Source organism: Rosenbergiella gaditana, from assembly GCF_018494065.1.
In the GTDB taxonomy this organism is placed as follows: Bacteria; Pseudomonadota; Gammaproteobacteria; order Enterobacterales; family Enterobacteriaceae; genus Rosenbergiella; species Rosenbergiella gaditana.
In genome coordinates this window covers 14,557-37,019 of sequence record NZ_JABBFR010000020.1, presented here as the reverse complement: position 1 = coordinate 37,019, position 22,463 = coordinate 14,557, and the positions used below count along the sequence as shown (strand labels likewise).

Annotated in this window: 23 protein-coding genes, 1 tRNA gene and 1 pseudogene; 15 read left to right on the top strand and 10 right to left on the bottom strand. The window is 45.1% G+C overall.

Features of this window, described 5'->3' with window-relative positions; translation table 11 throughout:
• Positions 1–184: 184 nt before the first annotated feature.
• The 3 genes and pseudogenes from HH682_RS13085 to HH682_RS13075 form a co-directional block, all read right to left on the bottom strand.
• A pseudogene (locus HH682_RS13085) lies at positions 185–1,474 on the bottom strand (c-type cytochrome).
• 17 nt (positions 1,475–1,491) lie between these two features.
• Positions 1,492–3,267, bottom strand: a complete 1,776-nt coding sequence (locus HH682_RS13080) for a GMC family oxidoreductase (protein ID WP_214237983.1) — start codon at positions 3,265–3,267, stop codon at positions 1,492–1,494.
• Position 3,268: 1 nt separating this feature from the next.
• Entirely contained in the window at positions 3,269–3,988 is a 720-nt protein-coding gene (locus HH682_RS13075; RefSeq protein WP_214237982.1) for a gluconate 2-dehydrogenase subunit 3 family protein, read from the bottom strand.
• 345 nt (positions 3,989–4,333) lie between these two features.
• On the opposite strand from HH682_RS13075, the gene HH682_RS13070 reads away from it, so the two are divergent.
• From HH682_RS13070 to HH682_RS13035, 8 genes are all read left to right on the top strand, one after another.
• Positions 4,334–5,122 carry an endonuclease/exonuclease/phosphatase family protein gene (locus HH682_RS13070; RefSeq protein ID WP_214237981.1) on the top strand — a complete coding sequence of 263 codons (789 nt, stop codon included), beginning with the start codon at positions 4,334–4,336 and terminating at the stop codon, positions 5,120–5,122.
• 13 nt (positions 5,123–5,135) lie between these two features.
• Entirely contained in the window at positions 5,136–6,149 is a 1,014-nt protein-coding gene (locus tag HH682_RS13065) for a dipeptidase (RefSeq protein ID WP_214237989.1), read from the top strand.
• Positions 6,150–6,256: 107 nt separating this feature from the next.
• Entirely contained in the window at positions 6,257–6,328 is a 72-nt protein-coding gene (gene pqqA / locus HH682_RS13060; RefSeq protein ID WP_099823985.1) for a pyrroloquinoline quinone precursor peptide PqqA, read from the top strand.
• 61 nt (positions 6,329–6,389) lie between these two features.
• On the top strand, positions 6,390–7,307 hold the full coding sequence (gene pqqB, locus HH682_RS13055) for a pyrroloquinoline quinone biosynthesis protein PqqB (protein ID WP_214237980.1): 918 nt from the start codon (positions 6,390–6,392) through the stop codon (positions 7,305–7,307).
• A gap of 1 nt (position 7,308) precedes the next feature.
• Positions 7,309–8,064, top strand: coding sequence for a pyrroloquinoline-quinone synthase PqqC (gene pqqC / locus HH682_RS13050; protein ID WP_214237979.1), 756 nt, complete (start codon positions 7,309–7,311; stop codon positions 8,062–8,064).
• 6 nt (positions 8,065–8,070) lie between these two features.
• A complete protein-coding gene (gene pqqD / locus HH682_RS13045) occupies positions 8,071–8,349 on the top strand; it encodes a pyrroloquinoline quinone biosynthesis peptide chaperone PqqD (RefSeq protein WP_214237988.1) in 279 nt (92 codons plus the stop codon).
• A complete protein-coding gene (pqqE, locus tag HH682_RS13040) occupies positions 8,339–9,475 on the top strand; it encodes a pyrroloquinoline quinone biosynthesis protein PqqE (RefSeq protein ID WP_214237977.1) in 1,137 nt (378 codons plus the stop codon). Before pqqD ends, pqqE begins: the two co-directional genes overlap by 11 nt.
• Before the next feature lie 2 nt (positions 9,476–9,477).
• On the top strand, positions 9,478–11,823 hold the full coding sequence (locus tag HH682_RS13035; RefSeq protein ID WP_214237976.1) for an insulinase family protein: 2,346 nt from the start codon (positions 9,478–9,480) through the stop codon (positions 11,821–11,823).
• A gap of 40 nt (positions 11,824–11,863) precedes the next feature.
• Here HH682_RS13035 and mltD read toward each other — a convergent pair whose 3' ends face one another.
• Together mltD and gloB are read right to left on the bottom strand one after the other, a co-directional pair.
• On the bottom strand, positions 11,864–13,240 hold the full coding sequence (gene mltD, locus HH682_RS13030; protein ID WP_214237975.1) for a murein transglycosylase D: 1,377 nt from the start codon (positions 13,238–13,240) through the stop codon (positions 11,864–11,866).
• A gap of 68 nt (positions 13,241–13,308) precedes the next feature.
• Complete coding sequence (gene gloB, locus HH682_RS13025; RefSeq protein ID WP_214237974.1) at positions 13,309–14,070, bottom strand: hydroxyacylglutathione hydrolase; 762 nt, start codon at positions 14,068–14,070, stop codon at positions 13,309–13,311.
• Between the two features lie 35 nt (positions 14,071–14,105).
• Here gloB and HH682_RS13020 point away from each other — a divergent pair, with 35 nt between their 5' ends.
• The gene (locus HH682_RS13020; protein WP_214237973.1) at positions 14,106–14,831 is read left to right on the top strand and encodes a class I SAM-dependent methyltransferase; all 726 of its coding nucleotides are present in this window, start codon (positions 14,106–14,108) and stop codon (positions 14,829–14,831) included.
• Here the strand turns inward: HH682_RS13020 and rnhA are convergent.
• Complete coding sequence (gene rnhA / locus HH682_RS13015) at positions 14,813–15,280, bottom strand: ribonuclease HI (RefSeq protein WP_214237972.1); 468 nt, start codon at positions 15,278–15,280, stop codon at positions 14,813–14,815. The two genes, HH682_RS13020 and rnhA, sit on opposite strands and share 19 nt — an antisense overlap.
• Positions 15,281–15,330: 50 nt before the next feature.
• Between rnhA and dnaQ the strand changes: the two genes are divergently transcribed.
• From dnaQ to HH682_RS12995, 4 genes are all read left to right on the top strand, one after another.
• Positions 15,331–16,059: a DNA polymerase III subunit epsilon gene (dnaQ, locus tag HH682_RS13010; protein ID WP_214237971.1), complete on the top strand. Its 729-nt coding sequence runs from the start codon at positions 15,331–15,333 to the stop codon at positions 16,057–16,059.
• Between the two features lie 107 nt (positions 16,060–16,166).
• Positions 16,167–16,243, top strand: a tRNA-Asp gene (locus HH682_RS13005).
• A 351-nt stretch (positions 16,244–16,594) separates the two neighbouring features.
• Positions 16,595–18,760 (top strand): carbon starvation CstA family protein, encoded by a 2,166-nt coding sequence (locus tag HH682_RS13000; RefSeq protein ID WP_214237970.1) that lies wholly within the window; start codon positions 16,595–16,597, stop codon positions 18,758–18,760.
• An 18-nt stretch (positions 18,761–18,778) separates the two neighbouring features.
• Positions 18,779–18,985 carry a YbdD/YjiX family protein gene (locus HH682_RS12995; RefSeq protein ID WP_250318700.1) on the top strand — a complete coding sequence of 69 codons (207 nt, stop codon included), beginning with the start codon at positions 18,779–18,781 and terminating at the stop codon, positions 18,983–18,985.
• Positions 18,986–19,015: 30 nt separating this feature from the next.
• Here the strand turns inward: HH682_RS12995 and HH682_RS12990 are convergent, their stop codons facing one another.
• Positions 19,016–19,186 carry a hypothetical protein gene (locus HH682_RS12990; protein ID WP_214237969.1) on the bottom strand — a complete coding sequence of 57 codons (171 nt, stop codon included), beginning with the start codon at positions 19,184–19,186 and terminating at the stop codon, positions 19,016–19,018.
• Between the two features lie 168 nt (positions 19,187–19,354).
• Between HH682_RS12990 and HH682_RS12985 the strand changes: the two genes are divergently transcribed.
• Together HH682_RS12985 and HH682_RS12980 are read left to right on the top strand one after the other, a co-directional pair.
• Positions 19,355–19,669, top strand: a complete 315-nt coding sequence (locus HH682_RS12985) for a hypothetical protein (protein ID WP_214237967.1) — start codon at positions 19,355–19,357, stop codon at positions 19,667–19,669.
• Positions 19,670–20,164: 495 nt separating this feature from the next.
• On the top strand, positions 20,165–20,395 hold the full coding sequence (locus tag HH682_RS12980) for an EexN family lipoprotein (protein WP_214237966.1): 231 nt from the start codon (positions 20,165–20,167) through the stop codon (positions 20,393–20,395).
• A gap of 153 nt (positions 20,396–20,548) precedes the next feature.
• On the opposite strand, the gene HH682_RS12975 is transcribed toward HH682_RS12980, so the two are convergent.
• From HH682_RS12975 to HH682_RS12965, 3 genes are all read right to left on the bottom strand, one after another.
• Positions 20,549–20,956 (bottom strand): cupin domain-containing protein, encoded by a 408-nt coding sequence (locus HH682_RS12975; RefSeq protein WP_214237986.1) that lies wholly within the window; start codon positions 20,954–20,956, stop codon positions 20,549–20,551.
• A gap of 242 nt (positions 20,957–21,198) precedes the next feature.
• On the bottom strand, positions 21,199–21,360 hold the full coding sequence (locus HH682_RS16135; protein ID WP_214237965.1) for an aspartyl/asparaginyl beta-hydroxylase domain-containing protein: 162 nt from the start codon (positions 21,358–21,360) through the stop codon (positions 21,199–21,201).
• 322 nt (positions 21,361–21,682) lie between these two features.
• Complete coding sequence (locus HH682_RS12965; protein ID WP_214237964.1) at positions 21,683–22,399, bottom strand: nucleoside/nucleotide kinase family protein; 717 nt, start codon at positions 22,397–22,399, stop codon at positions 21,683–21,685.
• Positions 22,400–22,463: the final 64 nt, after the last annotated feature.

Sequence of the window (22,463 nt, the reverse complement as noted above, 5' to 3'; positions counted from 1 at the left end):
GAGCGGTAGTTCAGTTGGTTAGAATACCTGCCTGTCACGCAGGGGGTCGCGGGTTCGAGCCCCGTCCGTTCCGCCACTTATTAAATAAAAAGCCATATCAGCAATGATATGGCTTTTTTGCATTGTGATAGTGAATCACTTAATAGGGGTAAACCGTTAAATTTACAACGGATTACCCATGCATTTATTTATGTATCTTATTATCTGACTGTTTTCTTTCTGAAGTCGAATCCATATTACGAAATTTCTCTACCTGGTCGCTAGTTACTGTCGATGCATTATTGCCCCAACTTTGTCGGATGAACGTGACCACGTTTGCAACTTGCTGGTTATCTAATCGCCAGCCAAAGTCAGGCATGGTTAAGCCTGTAACAGCACCCTGAGTGACGGCCATTTTACTTCCTCTCAGTACAATATTGATCAGTGATGACGGGTCATCACTTAATACTGCAGAGTTAAGGGCTAATGCTGGGAAGGTTTTTGTATAACCGTGCCCATCTATTCTATGGCAGGCAGAACAGTTATCCATATATTCTTGTGCCCCTTTCTGTGACATGTCCCCTTTGAGTAATGCGATACGCGTCGTATAATTCTCTTTGGGTGCAACAGCTTTATCAGTAGAGGGTTTTAGCGATTTGAGGTAGATAGCGATGGACGTTAAATCTTGTTGGCTAAGATATTGAGTACTATGTTCAATGACATCAGTCATTGAGCCAAATGCGGCACTTTGATCGGTTCTCCCTGTTTTAAGGAACTCAACGATTTGACTGGTTGACCACCGGCCTAAACCATCCTTAATATTGCCAGTTAGGTCGGAAGCATGCCAACCTTCCAGAGTCCCGCCTGTTAAATACGCTGGATGATGTTGGTCAAGCGCTTTTTCTTGGAATCCTATTCCTCGAGGTGTATGGCAGGTACCTCAGTGTGCAAGCCCTTGAACTAAGTATGCTCCACGATTCCATTCTGCACTTTTCCGTGGGTCTTTTTGATAGGTTTTACCGTCATAAAATAGCTGATTCCAGAGTGCTAGTGGCCAGCGTATATTCAATGGCCAAGGAATATCACTATCCTGATTTTTTTGTGATACAGCCGGAACGCTGTGCATGAAGTAGTCATATAACACCTTCATATCGGCATCAGTAATTTTGGCGAATGAAATATAAGGCATTGCTGGGTAGAGGTGATGCCCATCTTTCGCGACCCCGCCACGCACCGCTTTCACGAAATCATCATAAGTATAATTGCCAATTCCGTTCTCTTTATCTGGGGTGATATTTGTAGAATAAATCGCACCTATCGGTGTCGACATTTTCAATCCGCCAGAAAAGTTTTTTCCACCAGGTGCCGTATGGCAAGCAACACAATCTCCTGCTGCAACGAGCTCTTGTCCCGCATTGAGGGCCGGGCTAGAAAAGCAAGATTGTGAAAGTACCAGTAGGGAAAGTGCAGATAACTGAGTATTCCACTTCAACATAAGAGGCTCTCCCTGAGTTAGACCTGAACTAAAGGCCCTGGATTCGCTAAATAACGCGTACGTATTGCATTTGCAGCAAACAAAGCGGTAGCACCGACAATTCCAGTGGGGTTATAAGCGAGGTTTTGTGGGAAGCAACAGGCTCCAAGAACAAAGACATTGGGGACATCCCAACTTTGAAGATACTTATTGACTACGCTAGTTCTAGGATCGTTACCCATCACCGCGCCACCTGTGGTGTGCGTAGACTGGTAGGGACGGACATCATAATGTGCATCCATTCCCATATATTTCATTTCATAGTGATCAGGGTTAATAAGTTTAACGATTTCTTCAGATTTTTGACCAATAAAGTGAGTCATCTTTAACTCATTGGGTTGCCAGTCAAACGTCATACGCAGTAGGGGCTGACCATTAACATCGGTATAAGTTGGGTCAAGGTCTAAATAACATTGTTTATAGGGCATTACCGAACCAGAAGAGCTTACATTCATGGAGTGCAAATAATTGTCGCGAATCGCACGTTTCCAGCCAGAGCCCCATTTCGGTGCGTTGGAAGGGATTGTCATCTGTTGTATTGGACGGCCACCTGTGGTCGTAGCTGATATGGTGGCTCCACCGATAAAGTTTAGCGTTGAGTGATCAAAGTTCTCGGCATTGAATTCATCAATGAACATCCCAGTAGTGCCTGTTGCTGCAAAAGGATTAAATATACTGTCTGGTTTGAAAAATAGGCTAATACCACCATTCATTTGATAAGCATAATTACGACCGACTGCCCCTTCACCAGTGATTGGGTTGTAAGGCTTACCTATTTTTGATAGCAATAATAAGCGAACATTGTGTAATTGAAATGCGCTTAGGATGACTAGATTTGCGGGTTGTTCAACTTCCTGTCCATTTTCATCAATATAAGTCACCCCAGTTGCGTGTTGTCCAGTAGAATCGGTATTGACTCTAATTACTTGGCACTGGGTTCTTAACTCAATATTTTTAAATGGCTTTAATGCTGGTAATACACTGGACTGTGGAGAGGCCTTAGAATAGTTATAACAGCCGAAACGTTCGCAAAATCCACAATAGTTACAAACCCCCATCTGCACACCGTACGGATTAGTGTAAGGTTCAGTACAATTCGCTGCAGGTACTGGGAAAGGGTGATAGCCTAATTTCTTAGCTGCCTCACTGAAAAGAATACCCGCATACTGAGCTTTTAAGGGTTTGGTTGGATAAGCATTTTGACGGGCGGCCTCAAAAGGGTTGCCTCCTTCAATGATCTCACCTTGAATATTACCTGCCTGTCCTGCAGTGCCGCAAATCTTCTCAAATTTATCGAAGTAAGGTTCCATTTCAGCGTAGGTGAAGGGATAATCTTGAACAGTCATATCCTCGGGAATAAAGCTTGCCCCATACTTTTCAATCACCATACTGCGCATGCGTAAATCGGCTTCTAATGGCCGCCATAACATCCCATTCCAGTGACTGCCAGCGCCTCCCACTCCATCACCAGGTAAGAATGAGCCAAAACGACGATAGGGTAGTGCGGTTTGATTTGAATTATGTCTGATGGTGACGGTTTCTTTTGATGCATTTTGAAAAAGCTTCAGCCGAATACCATAAGTGAGTTCATCCGTAATCTTGGGGTATGCAAAATCAGGGTAAGTATCACGAGCTTCTCCACGCTCCAAAGCAATAATTTTAAGTCCACTGTCAGCAAGTTCTTTTGCCATTAATGACCCCGTCCAGCCAAAGCCTACAATCACGATATCTGCATCCGGTTTTTTAACGGTCATTTTAACCATTCCTCTTTCCGGAAATACTGACTGGGCCTAATGGATAAGGTTGATTTGGGTGATCTAATACTTGGGGATAATCAGCTCGGGCTCCCGGATAACCAATTAATTTCCATGAGGCAAGCGTTTGATTACCTCCGTGTAGTGGGTCAGCGAAATATCCTTCTTTAGTATTTTCGAGTACCTGAGTGAAGAATAATTTCCCCGATATTTCAGGAAAATTTAATGCCCCATCTTCAATTTTATGCAGAATAGATTCTTGGGTTACATGGTCAAGCTGACTAAACTCGGCCTTATGTTGTTTGTGACACCATTGATTAAGTCCACGAATCCCCCGACGCCAAGTTTCTCTTGGTACGGACGAAGATTGGTAACCCAGCTCAGGTTCAGCGTCAGAAAATGGACTTTGCATATACCATAAATGCCCATATCCGTAAGGCAGTTCCATTTGCTTATCAATATAAATCGGTACGCCCTCGCTAACCGCACCTGAACCCATTTCATCTTCAGGTATTAATCGATCGGTTATTGCAATAACAACCCGCCATTCATCATTATTGAAAAAAGCGGGGACATAGTGCTCGGTAATTGATTCTGATTTTTTTTCTGCGGCGAGTGCTTCATGAGTGAGAAAACTTCCGCTTGCTGCGGCAAGTGGAATAAGAGTGAGTGAACGTTGCAAAAACCGCCGCCGAGAGGAAACATATGGATCTTGGCTCATGGAATATCCCCGTATTATTTCAATTTGTTCGGCCTATCGCTCGGTGGCCTATTAAATTGAGGTAAGACCTTATAAATTATAGGGGGATATTTGTTAACACAAGGTTAAAAAGTGCTTTGATTTTATTTCTATGGATACCATTCCTCATAATAAATTGATGAGTAAGCATAATTTCCCCATCGATAGAGGGGAGAATCATTTATATTCTGCTGATAAGTTGATCTATGTTAAATTTCGTCCAGAACTTGAATCGTTAGACAGAGAAGATGTGTTCCAGACCTTGGTATTTTTCTTGGCTCTGCGTAGTATGAATACAGATTATTGAGTAGAGAGGTAGGGTAAAGGGTGCGTGAAAAAGCCTATGCAGTGAGGTATGTCGCAGGTCAACCTGACGAGATTATCTTTGCGCCAGAAAATAGTGATCCCCTTACACATAGCCTGCCTGAAGGTGCACGTTTACCCGTCTATAAAACCTTGAAAGTGCTTGTATGGAATATCTTCAAGCAACAGAGAGCTGATTGGCAATCAGTGCTTTTAGGACTAGGTAAAGATAGCCATTTAATATTACTGCAAGAAGCTCAGACTACGCCGGCGTTGATTGCTTATGCAACCAAACATCATATTTCGGTGGAACAGGTTCCTGCCTTGCAATTACCTCAACATCCCTCAGGCGTCATGACATTATCTGGTACGTCGGCTGTCTTTTGCTGCCCACTACATGAGCGTGAGCCGCTACTGCGTATGGTAAAATCTGCTCTCATTACCGTATATCCCATGCCTGATGGTCGAATGTTATTGGTAGTCAATATCCATGCGGTTAATTTCAGTCTTGGAATTGATATTTATCGTAAGCAGCTAGCGGCAGTAGGTGAGCAAATGCGTCTTCATCAGGGACCAGTGATAATGGGAGGCGATTTCAATTCTTGGAGCCGACAACGTATGAATGCTCTATACACATTTATACGTGACCAGTCTTTGAAAGAAGTACGCTTTTCGGAAGACTACCGCCGAACCGCCTTCGGGCGCCCCCTCGATTTTATTTTTTATCGAGGTATGTCTGTCGAGCACGCTCGAGTATTGAAAACAGATGCGTCGGATCATAACCCACTGTTAGCCGAATTTAGTTTTACGTAGAGAGCAACAGATGATGAAATATTTTGATGGCCATAATGATCTTTTACTTAACTTATGGCTGAATTATCCCGATACCCCTAGCGCCTTTTTCAGTGCGGTTAAAGGGCATCTCGATTTCCCCCGTATTCAGCAGACAGGCCTTATTGGTGGACTTTTTGCCATTTTCATTCCGCCTAAGCATTATATTGTTGAGAAGTACCCACACCATGCTAAAAAATTGGATAATCCATTAGACGTTATGTGGGAGCAGCTCGCGATATTAAAAGAACTGATTAGGCTGTCTGAAGGAAAAATTAAACTTTGTACTACCGCAGCAGAATTGTATCAATGTAAAAAAGAACATATATTTGCGGCTGTTGCTCACATAGAGGGAGCCGATGCATTGGCCTCGGAAAATACCTCTCTGGATGCTTTTTATCAAGCAGGTGTAAGAAGTGTAGGGCCTTTTTGGAATACCCACAATGCCTATGGAGAAGGAGTAACCGGTAGTTTTCCTGGTACCCCAGATAGTGGTCCTGGATTAACGGCGGCAGGAAAACAACTTATCGCGCAGTTAGCTGATAAAAAAATAATGATTGATTGCTCCCATATGAATGAGAACACTTTTTGGGAGGTTGCTCAACTTTCTAGCCAACCTCTTATTGCTAGTCACTCATCGGTTCACCGGCTTTGCGCGCAGCCACGTAACCTTACTGACCAACAACTGTTAGCGATTCGTGATACTGGTGGTGTCGTAGGGATCAACTTTGGTAATGCTTTTATTCGACCTGACGGTGCACGAAGTGAAGAGACAGACTTGGAAATATTAGTGGATCATTTCTGTTATGTTGCTGATTTGATTGGCGAGCAATATCTTGCACTAGGCTCAGATTTTGATGGTGTATCGGTACCAAAATCACTTCAAGATGTCACAGGTCTACCTTTACTGGCCGAGCGCCTTCGTCGGCGTGGTTTTTCCGATGAAAGCTTAGCAAAAATAATGCATAAAAATTGGCTACAGGTTCTCGAACGTACCTGGGGTCAATAATAACGATTAATTTTGGTTTAGTGTTGACCTCGGAGAAACATTAGCGCAACATTTACACTCCGAAGGTAATGAACTGTTACCTAAATCATAATAATGAGGATATCACCATGTGGAAAAAGCCAGAATTTGAAGATATGCGTTTAGGTATGGAAATCACTCTGTACATCTCTAACCGCTAAGCAATGCATCTATGCCCGTACTCTCGTATGGGCATCTTCCTCTCTTTAAATCGACACTTCTATGTTTATCAAAGTACTGGGTTCTGCCGCCGGTGGTGGTTTCCCCCAATGGAATTGTAATTGTGCTAATTGTCAGGGCGTCAGAGAAGGTTCAATCCCTGCGCAACCTCGGACACAGTCATCGATACTTATCAGTGATAATCGCCAAGACTGGGTGTTATGTAATGCTTCTCCAGACATCTCTGAGCAAATTCGCCATACACCTGAGTTTGTGAAACACGGTCATCTACGTGGCACCACGGTAGGCGATATAATCCTTACCGATAGTCAGATCGATCACAGCACGGGTCTTTTGAGCCTGCGAGAAGGGTGTCCACATCGAGTTTGGTGTACTGATGAGGTACATCAGGATTTATCGACCGGCTTCCCTATTTTTCCGATGCTAGCTCACTGGAACGGCGGGTTAATCCATCAGACGATTGTGCCGATGGAACCTTTTAAAACCCAAGTCTGTACCCAGTTGCGTTTTACGCCTATTCCTATTATCAGTAATGCACCACCGTATTCGCCTTGGCGTGATAAGCCCTTACCGGGTCATAATGTTGCACTATTTATTGAAGATGAATCATCGGGGCAGAGTGTGCTTTATGCTCCGGGATTAGGCGAGCCCGATGAAGTGATATTGCCATGGTTGCATAAAGCCGATTGCTTATTAATCGATGGTACCGTCTGGCAGGATAATGAGCTGGCCGCAACCGGTGTTGGGCTGAATACGGGAAAAGCGATGGGCCATTTGGCGCTTTCCGAAGAGAAAGGCATGATAGCGATGTTGGCAACGTTGAAAGCCAAGCGTAAAATCTTAATTCATATTAACAATACTAACCCAATACTTAATGAATCCTCCCCGGAAAGAGCAAGCCTTGACAAGGCGGGCATCGAAGTCAGTTGGGATGGTATGGAAATCACGTTGGGAGAATAAAATGCACGTCAGCGAAACGCTAACACCAGAAGCTTTTGAACAGGCCCTACGCGAAAAAGGGGCTTATTACCACATCCATCACCCTTATCATATTGCTATGCATAACGGCCAAGCAACAAAACAACAAATTCAGGGATGGGTGGCAAACCGTTTTTATTATCAAATAAATATCCCGTTAAAAGATGCAGCCATTATGGCGAATTGCCCCGATCCAAGTGTAAGACGTCAATGGGTACAGCGTATCCTTGATCACGACGGTTACGAGGGGAGTGAAGGGGGAATCGAGGCATGGTTACAACTTGGTGAGGCGGTTGGGCTAACTCGTGAAGAGTTGTTGTCTGCACAACATGTGTTACCCGGTGTACGCTTCGCAGTCGATGCTTATGTAAATTTCGCACGCCGTGCTGATTGGCAGGAAGCCGCTTGCAGTTCGTTAACCGAACTCTTTGCGCCGCAAATTCACCAATCGCGTCTAGAGAGCTGGCCACAACATTACCCTTGGATCAAAGAAGAAGGCTATTTCTATTTCCGCAGTCGTCTCGGTCAAGCTCGGCGGGATGTTGAGCATGGGCTATCATTAGCCTTGGAGATTTTCGATACGGCAGAGAAACAGACGCGTATGTTGGAGATCTTACAATTTAAGCTCGATATTCTGTGGGCTATGCTCGATGCAATGACCATGGCTTACAGCTTAGATCGCGCCCCTTATCACACAGTGACTGACCAACCGGTCTGGCACACTACGCGTTTGGTATAAAAGATGATGACTTTATCAGCAGTACCCTGTTTCCGTCGTGGCTATCGCATGCAATGGGAAGAGACCCAACAACAGCATGTAATTTTATACCCAGAAGGAATGGCCAAACTCAATGAATCGGCAGCAATGATCTTGTCATTGGTCGATGGTGTCGCAAGCGTCGATCTGATCATCGAAAACCTCAATACACGCTTTCCTGATGCGGGGGGGGTGGACGAGGACGTGATTGATTTTTTACAGGCGGCTTACCGTCAAAAATGGATTTTACTGAACGATGCTAAGTAATCCAGACATTAAAGCGCCCCTATGGCTTCTCGCTGAGCTGACATACCGCTGTCCACTGCAATGCCCTTATTGCTCAAACCCTCTCGATTTTGCACGGGCAAGTGAAGAGCTGACAACAGCTCAGTGGATTGAGGTCTTCAAACAAGCCCGTGCCATGGGCAGCGTACAGCTAGGCTTTTCAGGTGGAGAACCTCTGACCCGTAAAGACCTGCCTGAGCTTATTACTGCTGCGCGCGAGTTGGGTTTTTACACTAATCTTATTACTTCTGGGATAGGGTTAACCGCAAAAAAATTGGATCTTTTCGCCGAAGCCGGACTTGATCATATTCAGATAAGTTTCCAAGCCAGCGACGAAACACTGAACGCCGCTTTGGCAGGATCCAAGAAAGCATTTACCCAGAAATTAGAGATGGCAAAGGCGGTTAAGGCGCATGGTTACCCGATGGTGCTGAATTTCGTTCTACACCGACACAACATTGATCAAATTGATCGGATCATTGAGTTGTGTATTGAACTTGAAGCGGATGATGTTGAACTCGCGACTTGTCAATTCTACGGTTGGGCGCAACTTAATCGGGAAGGACTTCTCCCCACCAGAAAACAGATCGCCGACGCAGAAAAAGTGGTTGCGGCCTACCGTGAGAAAATGTCTGCTTCAGGCAACCTGACTAATCTGATCTTCGTAACGCCTGATTACTATGAAGAACGTCCTAAGGGCTGTATGGGCGGCTGGGGCGCTATTTTTATGAATGTCACGCCAGATGGTAAAGCCTTACCTTGTCATAGTGCACGCCAACTGCCGATCGAGTTCCCATCGGTGTTAGAGCATCGGTTGGATGATATTTGGTATAACTCTTTTGGCTTCAATCGTTACAGGGGTTATGACTGGATGCCCGAACCTTGCCGGTCATGTGATGAAAAAGAGAAAGATTTTGGCGGATGCCGTTGCCAAGCATTTATGCTAACCGGCGATGCAGACAATGCCGATCCTGTATGCAGTAAATCTGCGCATCATGGAAAAATTCTTGAAGCGAGAGAAGAAGCTAATCATTGTCAGATGACAATTGAACAGTTGCAATTTAGGCATCAGCGTAATTCAGAGTTAATTTTTAAAACGTCGGTATAAGAATGAGCGCGATCAATGAGGCTCGGCATTACCGATTATCCTCAGGTCTTGAGGTGAATTTACAGCATGTGCCACATTTGCGTCGTGCTGCCGTGGTATGGATCTTTCCCGTCGGCAGCCATCAAGAGCCAAAGGAGTGGCCCGGTTTAGCTCACCTTACCGAGCATATGGTTTTTTCTGGTGGTAGGCAATTTCGCGAACAACAGCGCCTTATGCCTTGGGTACAGCAGCGAGGAGGGCGAATTAATGCGACGACCCAACAGAATTATACCGCTTACTATTTCGAGGTAGATCCGGCTGATCTTAGCCAAGGGCTGTTACGCCTGACTGATATGCTAACCGCACCGCGTTTCGCAGTTTCGGATCTCCTGCGTGAAACCGCTGTTATTGACGAAGAGTATCGACTCTATTCTGCCTCACCTCATGCCCTAGCCAGTGCAGCACTCCATAGTCAAATTACCCACCCGGTAGCATTTGCTGATTTCCATATTGGTAATTTAGAGACATTCGGGAAGAACACGACAACGCTCGGTGACGCCCTCGAGCGCTTTTATTCCAGTGGTTATAACCTAGACAAAAGTCAGGTATGGATAGCTTCGCCGCTAGATTGTCAGCAGCAATATGTGGAGGTTAGTGGCTGTTTTGCCATGACGGACGATCCTGTGATAGTGGATCAGCAGCCCAGAAGCCGAGTGGCAGAAAGTGAATTGATTAGATGGCAGAACTGGCAGGGGGAAATTTGTCTCGCTAAACAGCCTGGATTAGGGATCACTCTTGTTTTAGCGAACAGCACTTTGAGTGACTGGCCTGTGTTAGTCGAACTAATGACCGATAACGCACCCGGCTCACTCAGTCAGGTAATCAGTCATGAGCTTGGACATTATCTCTCCGTGCGTGTGGAGCGTCATTATCACGATAATCAGCAAATTTTCTTTACCCTATGGATTGAAGGCGCTGATTTTTCAGATCAAGATGTTAAGAAAAGTTTAGGTATATGGCAGCAGTGGCTAGCGGCAGTGTCACGAATTTCTCCTAAACAGTTCGGTCATTACCATCGCTTAGCACAAGCACGCGCCTTACAGTTACCGGCTATGGACTTTCTTCGGGAGCATGCATTAGGGTTCCTTTTTACTGCGTCCGCTGAAGGGGAATTGAAGCAGAGTCGTCTACAACACGCTCTCTCTTCCATTAAAAGCTATGCATTATTACGCAGCCGACGAGATACTCCGACACAGGAAGTAGAGTGCCAAGGCCTGTATTGTCAATTTCGTGCAAGCATGCTGGATAGCTTTATCCGTTTAGCCAGAGATTATTCTTTTATCTTCTACCCACAACTTAGCCCTAAGTCAGCTATCATCGAGATACCACCGAATAGTGGCCGCCAAGTGCCGCTTCACTACGATAACGATCTGTCGAGGGGTGTGCGAATAGTGCTACGGCCTGCCGCTGGGGCAGCGATTTCCGATACAGTGCGAGAAGCCTTAACACAAGCGTTATCGCCGGTGTTTAGCCTAGCGAAGCATGCTGCAGGAAAAGTTACTTGGCAACAGGTCAGCGGGAATGATCTCCTTTATATTCGCTTCGATCACTTCGCCGATCTTAAAGATTGCATGCTTAACTTAATTACCTACTGGCCAAGCGTACTCCCCACAAGCTCGATTGAGTCCTATGCAGCACTGTCGCTAAAAGAATTATTACAGAATATGCCAAGCTTATTGGCTGATAACCTCGATCGGTGGACGGTTTCTTATAGTGGACCTACACAACGTGACGCAGATTCCTTACAAGCGATGCTTAGCGCCTTACCTATCAACTGGCATTCACTACAACCCGATAGATTCCCGTTACAGCGTACGTTGCATTACACGTCAAGCGACAGTGAACAGGCGACGTTAATCGCTTTTATTCCCTATAAGCTGATTTCACCGCACTCCTTAACGGTTTACCATCAGCTTGCGGGCTATTACGAAAGTGCTTTTTATCATCAATTACGGGAAGTTGAAGCCGTGGGGTACGCCGTTGCCTGCCGCCAGCGTGTCTATCGTGACCGCTGGGGGTTACAGATTATCTTACAATCCTCGCATTTTTCCGCGCAGCAGCTTTACGACCGGGTGTGGGCATTTTTTGATACGGTGACGCTTTCCGATGAGGCGCTGGCTAAACCGTCACCGTTAGAAAGTGAAAGCAGCGGTGATAACGAGGTGGACGAGTACTTAATGGCACACTTTCCTCTACAAACCGCCGATAAACAGCATAGCGAGACCACCGACTTCTCTCTTGAAATGGCGCATGCTGTATTAGTTGAACAAGTAAAGGACAAACAAGGTGGCTGGATTTTTTTTGAGTAAAAAAAGCTGTTCAGGACGAACAGCTTTTTCAGTCGATATATTAAGAGTTATTAACGAATAACGTCAGTTTCTTACCTGGTTGCAGCGATTGTTCATCACGCGTCAAACTACCATTCCAGCGCAGAACATCTTTGATGTTCACGCCATGACGCTCTGCGATGCTGGAAAGAGAATCACCCTTACGAATCCTATAGGTGATGCTATTTCCATTATCAGCCAGTTGTTGCCTGCTGTTTTTATCTTGACCGCCTAGCTCTAAGGTCTGACCAATGCGTACCTGTGCAGTACGTAAATTGTTCATCGACTTTAATGCTCGGACGCTCAATCCGTGTTTTGCTGCTATGGTTGAAAGGGTATCACCCGATCGAACTTTATAACGTGAAACTGAACTCGTTGCGGCAACCGCCATAGGCTGCACAGCTTCTATATCTTCGGTGGCTAAAGAATCTTTCAGCCTAACGACATGCGATTTAGGTACCATTACATATTGCGGTCCACTTGGAGCGGTTGTACCGCGCTTGTAGCCAGCATTGAAACTCTTCAGTCGTCCGACAGGGATGCCTGTCATTGAGGCGACTTGGGTTAAGTTAATTTGCTTACCAATATTCACCTTCGCTAGGGCTCGACCGGTATTCGCTTTCGGTAACTTAATCCCGTACTGATGTGGATTCTTAATTAGCTGGCTCAATGCCAACATTTTCGGAATATACACAGTCGTTTCTTTGGGCAGCGATAAGTTCCAAAAATCGGTCGGCTTACCACGTGCTCGGTTGTACTTCATCGCATTCAGAACTCGACCTTCACCACTGTTATAAGCTGCCACTGTCAGCAACCAATCACCGTGAAACATCTTGTTCAGACGTTGTAACATATCCAGTGCAACGGTGGTTGATGCGACAACATCGCGTCTACCGTCATACCACTGTGTCTGTTTTAATCCGTAATTTTTCCCCGTGCTTGCTACGATTTGCCAAATTCCAGCAGCGTTAGCATTGGATGTTGCATGGGGGTCAAAAGCACTCTCCACTATAGGTAAAAGTACCAGCTCCATCGGCATTTTACGTTTCTGTATCTGGTCGACAATCCAGTACATATACGGTTCTGCTTGAGCAGTTACCTCGTGGAGATAACTCTTATCCTTCAAATACTTCAGTTTTTGTTCGCGGATCCGAGGATTATTCGGAACCTTCATCTTCAACTCGTCGCTAACGGTTTTCCAGAGATCACTGTTTTGTGCTGTTGCATTCCCATCATCCTGCCAATGGGGAGACAACATGCGCTCTCCAAGATTACCATCACTTCCTTGACTCGCTGAAGACAGACTCTGTGCATGTTGCTCAGGCTCGCCCGCACCACTCCTTGATACTTGGCAACTGAACAACAAGACTGAGGCGAGAAATATCGCTTTAGTCTTCATAAAAGTTCATTGGTCGATTAAAAGACAGGCAATGATACGTGAGCATGCCGCCTAACACAACCCTAAACTTAGCCTTGGTCTTTTCGATGACGTAACTCGGCGAAGCGTTGTTCGGCACTGGTAAGGGCGGGATTATCATTGAATAGCGCGATCACTTCTGGTTGCTCTGTCATCAGAAATACATTGATTAATCGCTCTGTTTCCAGTGTGGTAGGGAGCGTTATTTGATGGTTCTCTCTCAATTTTTTTACTTTATTTCTGTAATCGCTGATCATTAAATTCTGCGGTAAGGTGCGATGGGCAAAGTCTAAGTTGGAGAGTGTGTACTCGTGAGCACAGCAGACAAGTGTCTCTTTGGGTAACTGATTTAGGCGAGATAATGAGTTAAACATCTGGGCTGCAGTCCCTTCAAAGAGCCGCCCACAACCGCCGGAAAACAGCGTATCCCCACAGAATAGATAAGGTTTCGCATAATAAACAATATGGCCTAAGGTATGGCCCGGGGTGGCGATCACGCTAAAGGTGTGGTTAAGCAGTTCAACGCTGTCACCTTCTTCGACTTGCTGTGTAGCACCTTTACTCAGTGTCTCTTGAGGGCCATAAACCGGTAACGAAGGAAACTGTGCGGTGAGAGCTTTAACCCCGCCAGTATGATCAGCGTGATGGTGCGTCAGAAGGACTGCTTCGAGTTTCAAGTGTTGTTTATCGATCGCCTCTAATACGGGTTGAGCATCACCCGGATCAATAATGATGGCTCGATTATTGTCATCGATCAAAGCCCATATATAATTATCTTCTAATGCGGGGAGGGCTGTTAGTGTTAAGCTCATAAAGATTCCTTTATCATGTAACCAGTGATTACTTAATGAAGATTGCAAAAATCAGTCGTCCTCCTTCCAGCCCTTTGCAATGGTGTGCATTGCGTTGGGGGCCACAGTTCCAGACGGTGATCAGTGATGAGATACAGCCTTGGTTAAGTAAACTCTACGGTTCGCATTTCATTAAGATTGGGCCGCTAAGCCACTCTATCGATACTAGTCGCTGCGCCATAAGCCATCAAGTCAGGATCGGCCATGATGCAGATCAGGTTGACCTTGTCGGCGATATCGAAAAACTGCCAATAATGAGTAAATCGATCGATGCCTGTCTTATTACTCATGCTTTGGCATGGAGTAAAGATCCTCATCAGGTGTTACGAGAGGTTGATCGCGTATTAGTGGATGATGGCTGGATAGTGCTCTCGGAGTTTAATCCGTATAGCTTATTAGGACTCGCTCGCTGGTGGCCGGGCATAGCACAAAAAGCGCGTTTTTACCCGAGAAGTCGCCTGACCGATTGGTTAAGCTTGTTGAATTATGAAATTGTCAGTTGTTGTGCAACGCAAATACTTCCTTGGCGTACTCAGTCGGGCATGCTGACTCGCCACTTTCCCAGTCTTGGTTGTAACAACATCATTTTAGCGCGTAAGCGAACCTACCCATTGACCTTAGCGAAAAGAAGATCGTCAACACAGGGGGCCCGCTTACGACCTGCTGTCAACGTAAGCCGCCAAATTTGCTCACTGGACGATCATCATGAGGCGGATAAATAACCGTCGTCAGAAAGTGTAGGCTGATTCGCAGCTTGACGTGCTAACTCATCACAGCGCTCATTCTCAGGATGCCCAGCGTGGCCTTTTACCCACATCCAGTGAATAGTGTGGTCTTTTAACGCCCGATCGAGTCGCTGCCACAAATCAACATTTTTTACCGGCTTTTTATCTGCGGTTTTCCATCCGCGTTTCTTCCAATTGTGGATCCATTGGGTGATACCTTGACGAACATATTGGCTGTCGGTAGTGAGGGTAACCTCACAAGGTTGCGATAGGGCTTCCAAAGCGATGATGGCCGCAAGCAACTCCATCCTATTATTCGTGGTCAGTTGATAACCCTCGCTGAATTCTTTGGTATGTTGGCCATATCGTAGAATCGCCGCATATCCCCCTGGTCCGGGATTACCTAAGCAGGAGCCATCGGTGAAAACTTCTACCTGTTTGCGCATATCTGGTAGACTTCCTTGGGTAAAACGGTAAGTTTATCGGAATGAGAGCTATGAGCACAGTAAAAAACCGCCAGATAGTCCTTGATACTGAAACAACGGGCATGAATATGGTCGGTGTACATTATGAAGGTCACCGTATCATCGAGATTGGTGCCGTAGAGGTCATCAATCGTCGTTTAACCGGAAATAACTTCCACGTTTATATTAAACCTGACCGGCTGGTTGATCCTGAAGCCTTTGGTGTTCACGGTATTTCTGACGAGTTTTTAAGTGATAAGCCTTCATTTGGTGATATCGCTAAAGAATTTCTCGACTATATCAAAGGGGCTGAGTTGATTATTCATAACGCTCCCTTCGATATTGGCTTTATGGATTACGAGTTCGATAAGCTTAAGCAGGGTATTGGTCATACTAGCGAGTTCTGTACTATCACAGATAGTTTAGTCATGGCTCGTAAGCAGTTTCCAGGGAAACGAAATAGTTTAGATGCGCTCTGTGGACGATTTGATATCGATAATACCAAACGGACCTTGCACGGCGCATTACTCGATGCGGAGATTCTTGCCGACGTCTACCTTTCCATGACCGGTGGGCAAACTTTGCTAACGTTTAGCGGTGAGAGCGAGCAGTCTTCAGAGTCAGGCTTGTTAGCGCAGCACCGAGCCGCTCAAGCCCCAGGTCAACTTCGCGTTATTAATGCGACAGAGAATGAACAAACTGAACACGAAGCTTACTTGGACCGTATCATGAAAAAATCAGGTCAATGCCTGTGGCGATAATCGTTTGATCGAAAAAGAAGCAAACGAACGTTGGGCAGCATAATAATTATTGACGATAATCAGTAACCTGATTAGTATACGCAGCGTTCCCGACGGGGGACAAGCGCGGAGCGGTAGTTCAGTTGGTTAGAATACCTGCCTGTCACGCAGGGGGTCGCGGGTTCGAGCCCCGTCCGTTCCGCCAAAATTTAGGCCCAAGTTAGCATGCTAACTTGGGCTTTTCCGTTTCTATTACTCTGATATTTTTAAAGATCAGCACAGTGGGTCGTGAAGTGACTAATGGCCTGTGCTATGCCTCTGCTGTATTTTCGCTACTTTACCCGCAATATCACTGCATTAGCCTTAAAACCTGGTTAAAAAGACCTTTTTCTCATCACTCAGATTGAAAACTGACGTTGTTTCCTTATTACCCTTAATATTCGTGTGACCATACTCCCATATCTGTAATACCATTCTACCTTTCGCTCAGCATTTATGGACAAGATGCTGTGGTTTGCCATTGGCTTTTGGAAATGATTATTAATACAGGAAAACTATGGACAAAAATTTTATAAAAAAGCACCTACTCTGGTTATTGGTCGCTTTATTAGGCGCCGGATGTCTCGGGGGCGTTGCACTTCGCCGTGGAGAAAGTATCAGTGCATTGTGGCTCGTCATTGCAGCCATCTCGGTCTATCTCGTGGCTTACCGTTACTACAGTCTTTATATCTCACGTAATGTTCTTGGGCTTGATGCAACCCGAGCCACGCCTGCTTTTGTCAATGGTGATGGATTAAACTACGTACCCACCAACCGCTATGTCCTTTTTGGCCACCATTTTGCCGCTATTGCTGGGGCAGGGCCTTTAGTGGGGCCTGTATTGGCTGCACAAATGGGCTATTTACCCGGCACACTTTGGTTATTAGCGGGAGTAGTGGTTGCCGGTGCAGTGCAAGACTTTATGGTGTTATTCATCTCCAGTCGACGCAACGGTAATTCACTAGGTGAAATGGTTAAGCAGGAGATGGGTGCAGTTCCTGGATTTTTAGCACTTTTTGGCTGTTTCCTGATAATGATTATTATTCTAGCGGTATTAGCGTTAATTGTCGTCAAAGCACTTGCCGAAAGCCCTTGGGGGGTGTTTACCGTTTGTTCTACGCTACCTATTGCGCTCTTTATGGGCATTTATATGAGGTTTATTCGCCCTGGACGTGTTGGCGAAATATCAATTATTGGGGGGTTATTACTACTTCTGGCCATCTGGTCAGGCGGTGTCATCGCTCATGATCCTTACTGGGGCCCAGCGTTAACCTTTAAAGACACGACTATTACTTGGGCGTTGATTGGCTATGCTTTCATTTCCGCTCTTTTACCCGTTTGGCTAATTCTTGCTCCTCGCGATTATTTAGCGACTTTCTTAAAAATAGGCGTCATTGTCGGGTTAGCTATCGGGATTATTATCCTTCATCCTCAGTTGAAAATGCCGGCGGTAACGCAATTTATCAGTGGTAATGGCCCAGTGTGGAAAGGTGCTCTTTTCCCGTTCTTATTTATTACTATTGCTTGCGGCGCGGTATCGGGTTTTCATGCTTTAATTTCAAGTGGTACAACGCCTAAATTACTCGCTAATGAATCCGATGCACGTTTTATTGGCTATGGCGCAATGTTAATGGAATCTTTTGTCGCATTAATGGCATTAGTATCAGCCGCGATTATTGAACCAGGTCTTTATTTTGCGATGAATACTCCGCCTGCTGGGTTAGGGATTACCATGCCAAATCTCCATGAGCTAGGTGGAGATAATGCGGCACTCATTATGCAGCAACTGCAAGTGGCTACGGCACAAGCTGCGGCCAAAGTGAGTAGCTGGGGCTTTATCATCTCTCCAGAAACGATTCAACATACGGCTGCAGCGATCGGTGAGCCATCTGTCCTCAATCGGGCAGGTGGGGCCCCCACCCTAGCGGTCGGTATTGCAATGGTCTTCCATACCATCATCCCAGTTATCGATATGGGGTTCTGGTATCACTTCGGGATTCTTTTTGAAGCATTGTTTATTTTAACTGCGCTGGATGCGGGGACGCGAGCCGGACGCTTTATGCTCCAAGATTTACTGGGTAATTTTATTCCAAGCTTAAAAAATACAAACTCTCTGCTTGCCGGAATTTTAGGGACAGCGGGGTGCGTTGGCTTATGGGGTTATTTACTGTATCAAGGCGTCGTGGATCCCCTTGGTGGTGTAAAAAGCTTGTGGCCATTATTTGGTATATCGAACCAGATGCTCGCCGCCGTTGCATTAGTGCTGGTGGCAGTGATCCTCGCGAAAATGAAGCGGGACCGCTATATCTGGGTACCCATTGTGCCTGCGGTCTGGTTGATGATTTGTACGACTTGGGCGCTAATCTTAAAGCTGTTCAGTGATAATCCGCAAGCAGAAGGATTTTTCTATATGGCGCGTATCTACCGCCAAAAAATCCTAGAGGGAACTGGCTCAGTGGCTTCTGATCAACTTGCTAATTGGCAACATATTGTCGTGAATAACTACACTAATGCTGGATTGAGTATTCTCTTCTTAGTTGTTGTCTATGGCATTGTTGCTTACGGAATCAGAGTTTGGTGGCAAGCTACTCGACAGTCACAGCGTACGGATCTTGAAACGCCGTATACTAAGTTGGATCCAGATGTCGCGAAGAAAACGATGTCATCAGGTTCACATCATTAATACATAGGTAACTGAGAGATGATCTTCCACCAATTACGACGTATTAAGAAATGCTTAACGCAGGCTGGTAATATGTTGGTAGGAATTCCTGATTATGAGCACTATGTGCAACATATGCACCTTAAGCATCCTGACAGTCCAGTAATGAGTTACGAAGATTTCTTTCGCGAGCGTCAACAGGCGAGATATGCAGGAAAAGGCAAGGGAGGCATGCGCTGTTGCTAAAAAGTAAGGAGCCCATGAGGCTCCTTCTTATTAAGATTGAGGCTGACCGACTGGACCTGAACCGACCGGGCCGCCAGGTACTGATTGGCCGCTAGGGGCGACAGGGCGACCGTTCTCAAGTGCGCTGCTGTTATGGCGTTGGCAACCCGCTAGAGCTGTCATTGCAGCGACGACCAACAATCCTTTTGAAATCATATTCATGCTTTCCGACCTCTTCTTGTGGGATATTAATTAGGGTGATATTTTAAGCCTAGAAAAGAATTCCACACTCTGCCAGATTTATCTTAATAAATTTAACGACATGTCCTGTTGCCTAGCACGATTACGCTAGACTCAATTTTTAAATAATAATTTTTGGGGTATCTGAGGATGAAAATAACTGCACTGATCCTTAGCAGCTTAACACTATTGGTGAGTCCATTATCGTTAGCACAGTGGCCACCTGAGACCGGCGCGAAAGTACCTGGCAATACACTAGAGCTACCGACCACTCTGAAGCCTATTTCAGTTCCTTTAGATAAACTGCTCAATGAGGGAGCCACGCTTATCACTGCTCAGCGCGACACTAACGGACCCACGGTCACATTGAGAAGAGGGAAGCACTACATTATGTGTAGCGTGATGGGCGCAGTCAGTGGTGAGGATCAAAATATTGCTACCTCACGATGTTATGAGATGAACTAATTGCTTCCCGGAATCACTGGTTATTCATCCGGATTGAAGCGGGGGGTAGAGAAATAATTGAATACCTTATGCATTTGATAATCAGCGTTGCAAGCAGTGACACAGTGACTGACGTGAGTCGATAGATATCACTACAAACGATGTCACTATTGGGGGGCATATATTGCCCAAAAATGAGCTCCAGTTTGGTAAGGATGGTAAACTCGATACCCGCCCGACCTTATCGAATACACGATATCAGGAGTTGTATTCACCAGGGTCATCGATGCGATGACAGCATTAACGTATCAACACCCTTTTAATTGCAGATTACTGCGCGCCAGAGTCTGGCCAACATTACGAGTCGCATACCTAGCGGTTGATGGAGAACATTTTCAGTATGGAATTTTTTATGACCTTAGCGATGAAAAATAGCCTTATTAATTATCAAGATAAGTAATGGGTAAGGATAAGTTTTGTGCTATGTTGATGCTGAGCATTTATGAGGAGATAACGATGGAGCGGTGGTGGAGTAATGGATTCTTAGCCATGGGGCTGCTAGCCTTAAGTGGGTGTAATAAAGCCTATACCCCGGCTGATTTTATGAAAGATGACGTACTGCGTAATAAAATACTGACGCAATGCACGCAGCAGAATGATCAGCAGAGTAAGAATTGCCTGAATGCCCTCGAGGCAAAAAGGAAAATCGATTTCGAAAAGCAAACCGGTAAAACTGATATAAAGTAACGATCTTCATAGACCCGATTCAGTGTGTCAGGGTACGCCCTGTAAATGAGTGAACAAGACAGAAATGAATCGCTGTGCGCGATATTGAGAATTTAGCAGGACAAGACAGGGACGCTACATGTTCGCCAAGGTAGAGGCTACCTTGGCCAAGATTTAGGCTAAGGCCGCGTAATGCTCATCAGTAACAGGCTCAAGCCACTCATTACTCGCGCCTTCGGCAGGGATGGCAATGGCTACATGCGCAAACCAACTATCCTTCGTCGCGCCGTGCCAATGTTTTACACCTGCAGGAATATTGACAACATCTCCGGGTTTTAAGGCCTGTGGTGGCTCATTCCATGCTTGATACCAGCCGTAGCCATCAGTCACTAATAGAATTTGGCCACCAGCGTGGTGGACATGACAGTTATTTCGGCAGCCCGGTTCAAATACGACGTTCCCAATATTTACCCCTTCGGTGGATAGCATACTGAGATAGCTTGTACCCATAAAGTATTGTGCAAAGGCATCATTTTTTTCGCCTTTGGGGAAGAGGCTTTCACCTGTGAAATTAGTGCTCATCATTAGCTCCAATTAACTATTTTCGATTTATTAAAAGTGTAATGGATTTAATGAAAAACATTATCCTCTAAATATGGGATGTGCTTATGCATGCTATTCATTAATCGGTTTACGATAGCATGAAGAACATTTTTTAATTTTTGGCAGCATAGTTATAAATAATGAGGGGGAACAGCGCTAGAGTGTATATTTACATTAATTAATATATTTTAGTCATTCCACTTCGCAAGATTTTCCACTAGTTACTCAACATAAGGGTTGGCTGTTATTAAATTTAAAAATAGCTTATCAATAAAGGTGCCGAGTTCAATCATAGGACGATAGATATCAATAAATAATACCTTGGGAAGTTTATCTGTATCATTACGCATTTCATGCTTATAGAAGTTATCAAAAATAATCACCTTTTCTTTTTCCCTATGTAGTCATTAGTTATCGACGCAAATCTATTATTTCCTGAGGATGTTAATAATTGGATAAGATTATCGTGTCTTTATGGATAAGCATGCTCAAGTTTATCTAATCAAAGGAAATAATGATTATCAATTTTTTGGCGTGCAAGGAGTCAGTGAGTGGCGATCGTCAAATTAGCCACTCCATTTTAAAAAATATTGCCTAAAGAAACAATAAAGCACTGGGTTAGAGGCTGGAGTTCAGCCATATTGCCTACATAATAAATTAAGAGGTATCTGCTGGCTGATACCCTTAACTATAAATGGAATCGATTTAAGCAATTTCACCTTTAATGACTTTTTTGAAGCCCAGTTCCGTCATAAACTCGCCGATAGATTGATCAACTTGTGAGAGAACGTGTTCCAAAGGTTGGTCGGCATCAATATTAATAATTTTCTTACCGCCAAAATCCAATTTAGGCGTGATTTCTATTTTTTTCTTTAGTGCATCACGACGGTGATCCGGCTTACGGGCACATGCCACATCAAGTGACACATTCAGTTTAATAACTAAATCAGGGCGGTGTTGGGTCATCCACGTAAACGCATTGAGCTCACGTTTGGCAATCCAATTGATCAGTGGGTTTTTAGACGCGGTAGTGGGAAGAGTCAGGCTATCATAAGCACCAGGCACTTGGAGGTGAGGGTAACGGTCCGCTAGAATAATATGCCCCTGTTTACGTAATTTAAGCATGTTACGAAAACGGCGCACACGCCTAACTAAGAAAATTCCGACCACCAATCCAGAAAGCGTAGTGTGATGAGTTTTGATTACCTTTACGCGGGTTTTCTCGATCTTATTTCCTACGGAACGGCCAATCAGCGGAAGATTAGCTGCTACTCTTCCTACGTTACCTGCTTGTTTACCAAGATGGACATAAGAGGTTGTCCCGTAATCAGAAAGCGTGCCCACGAGATGCTCACAGACTGTAGATTTACCGGATCCATCGCTCCCTATAACAGCGATAACCGGAATGGACTTGGTGTACATAAAAACCTCGTGTTTGACACTTTAGGAAAGACGAATAGTTATAAATGAGAGATAAAATAGCAAA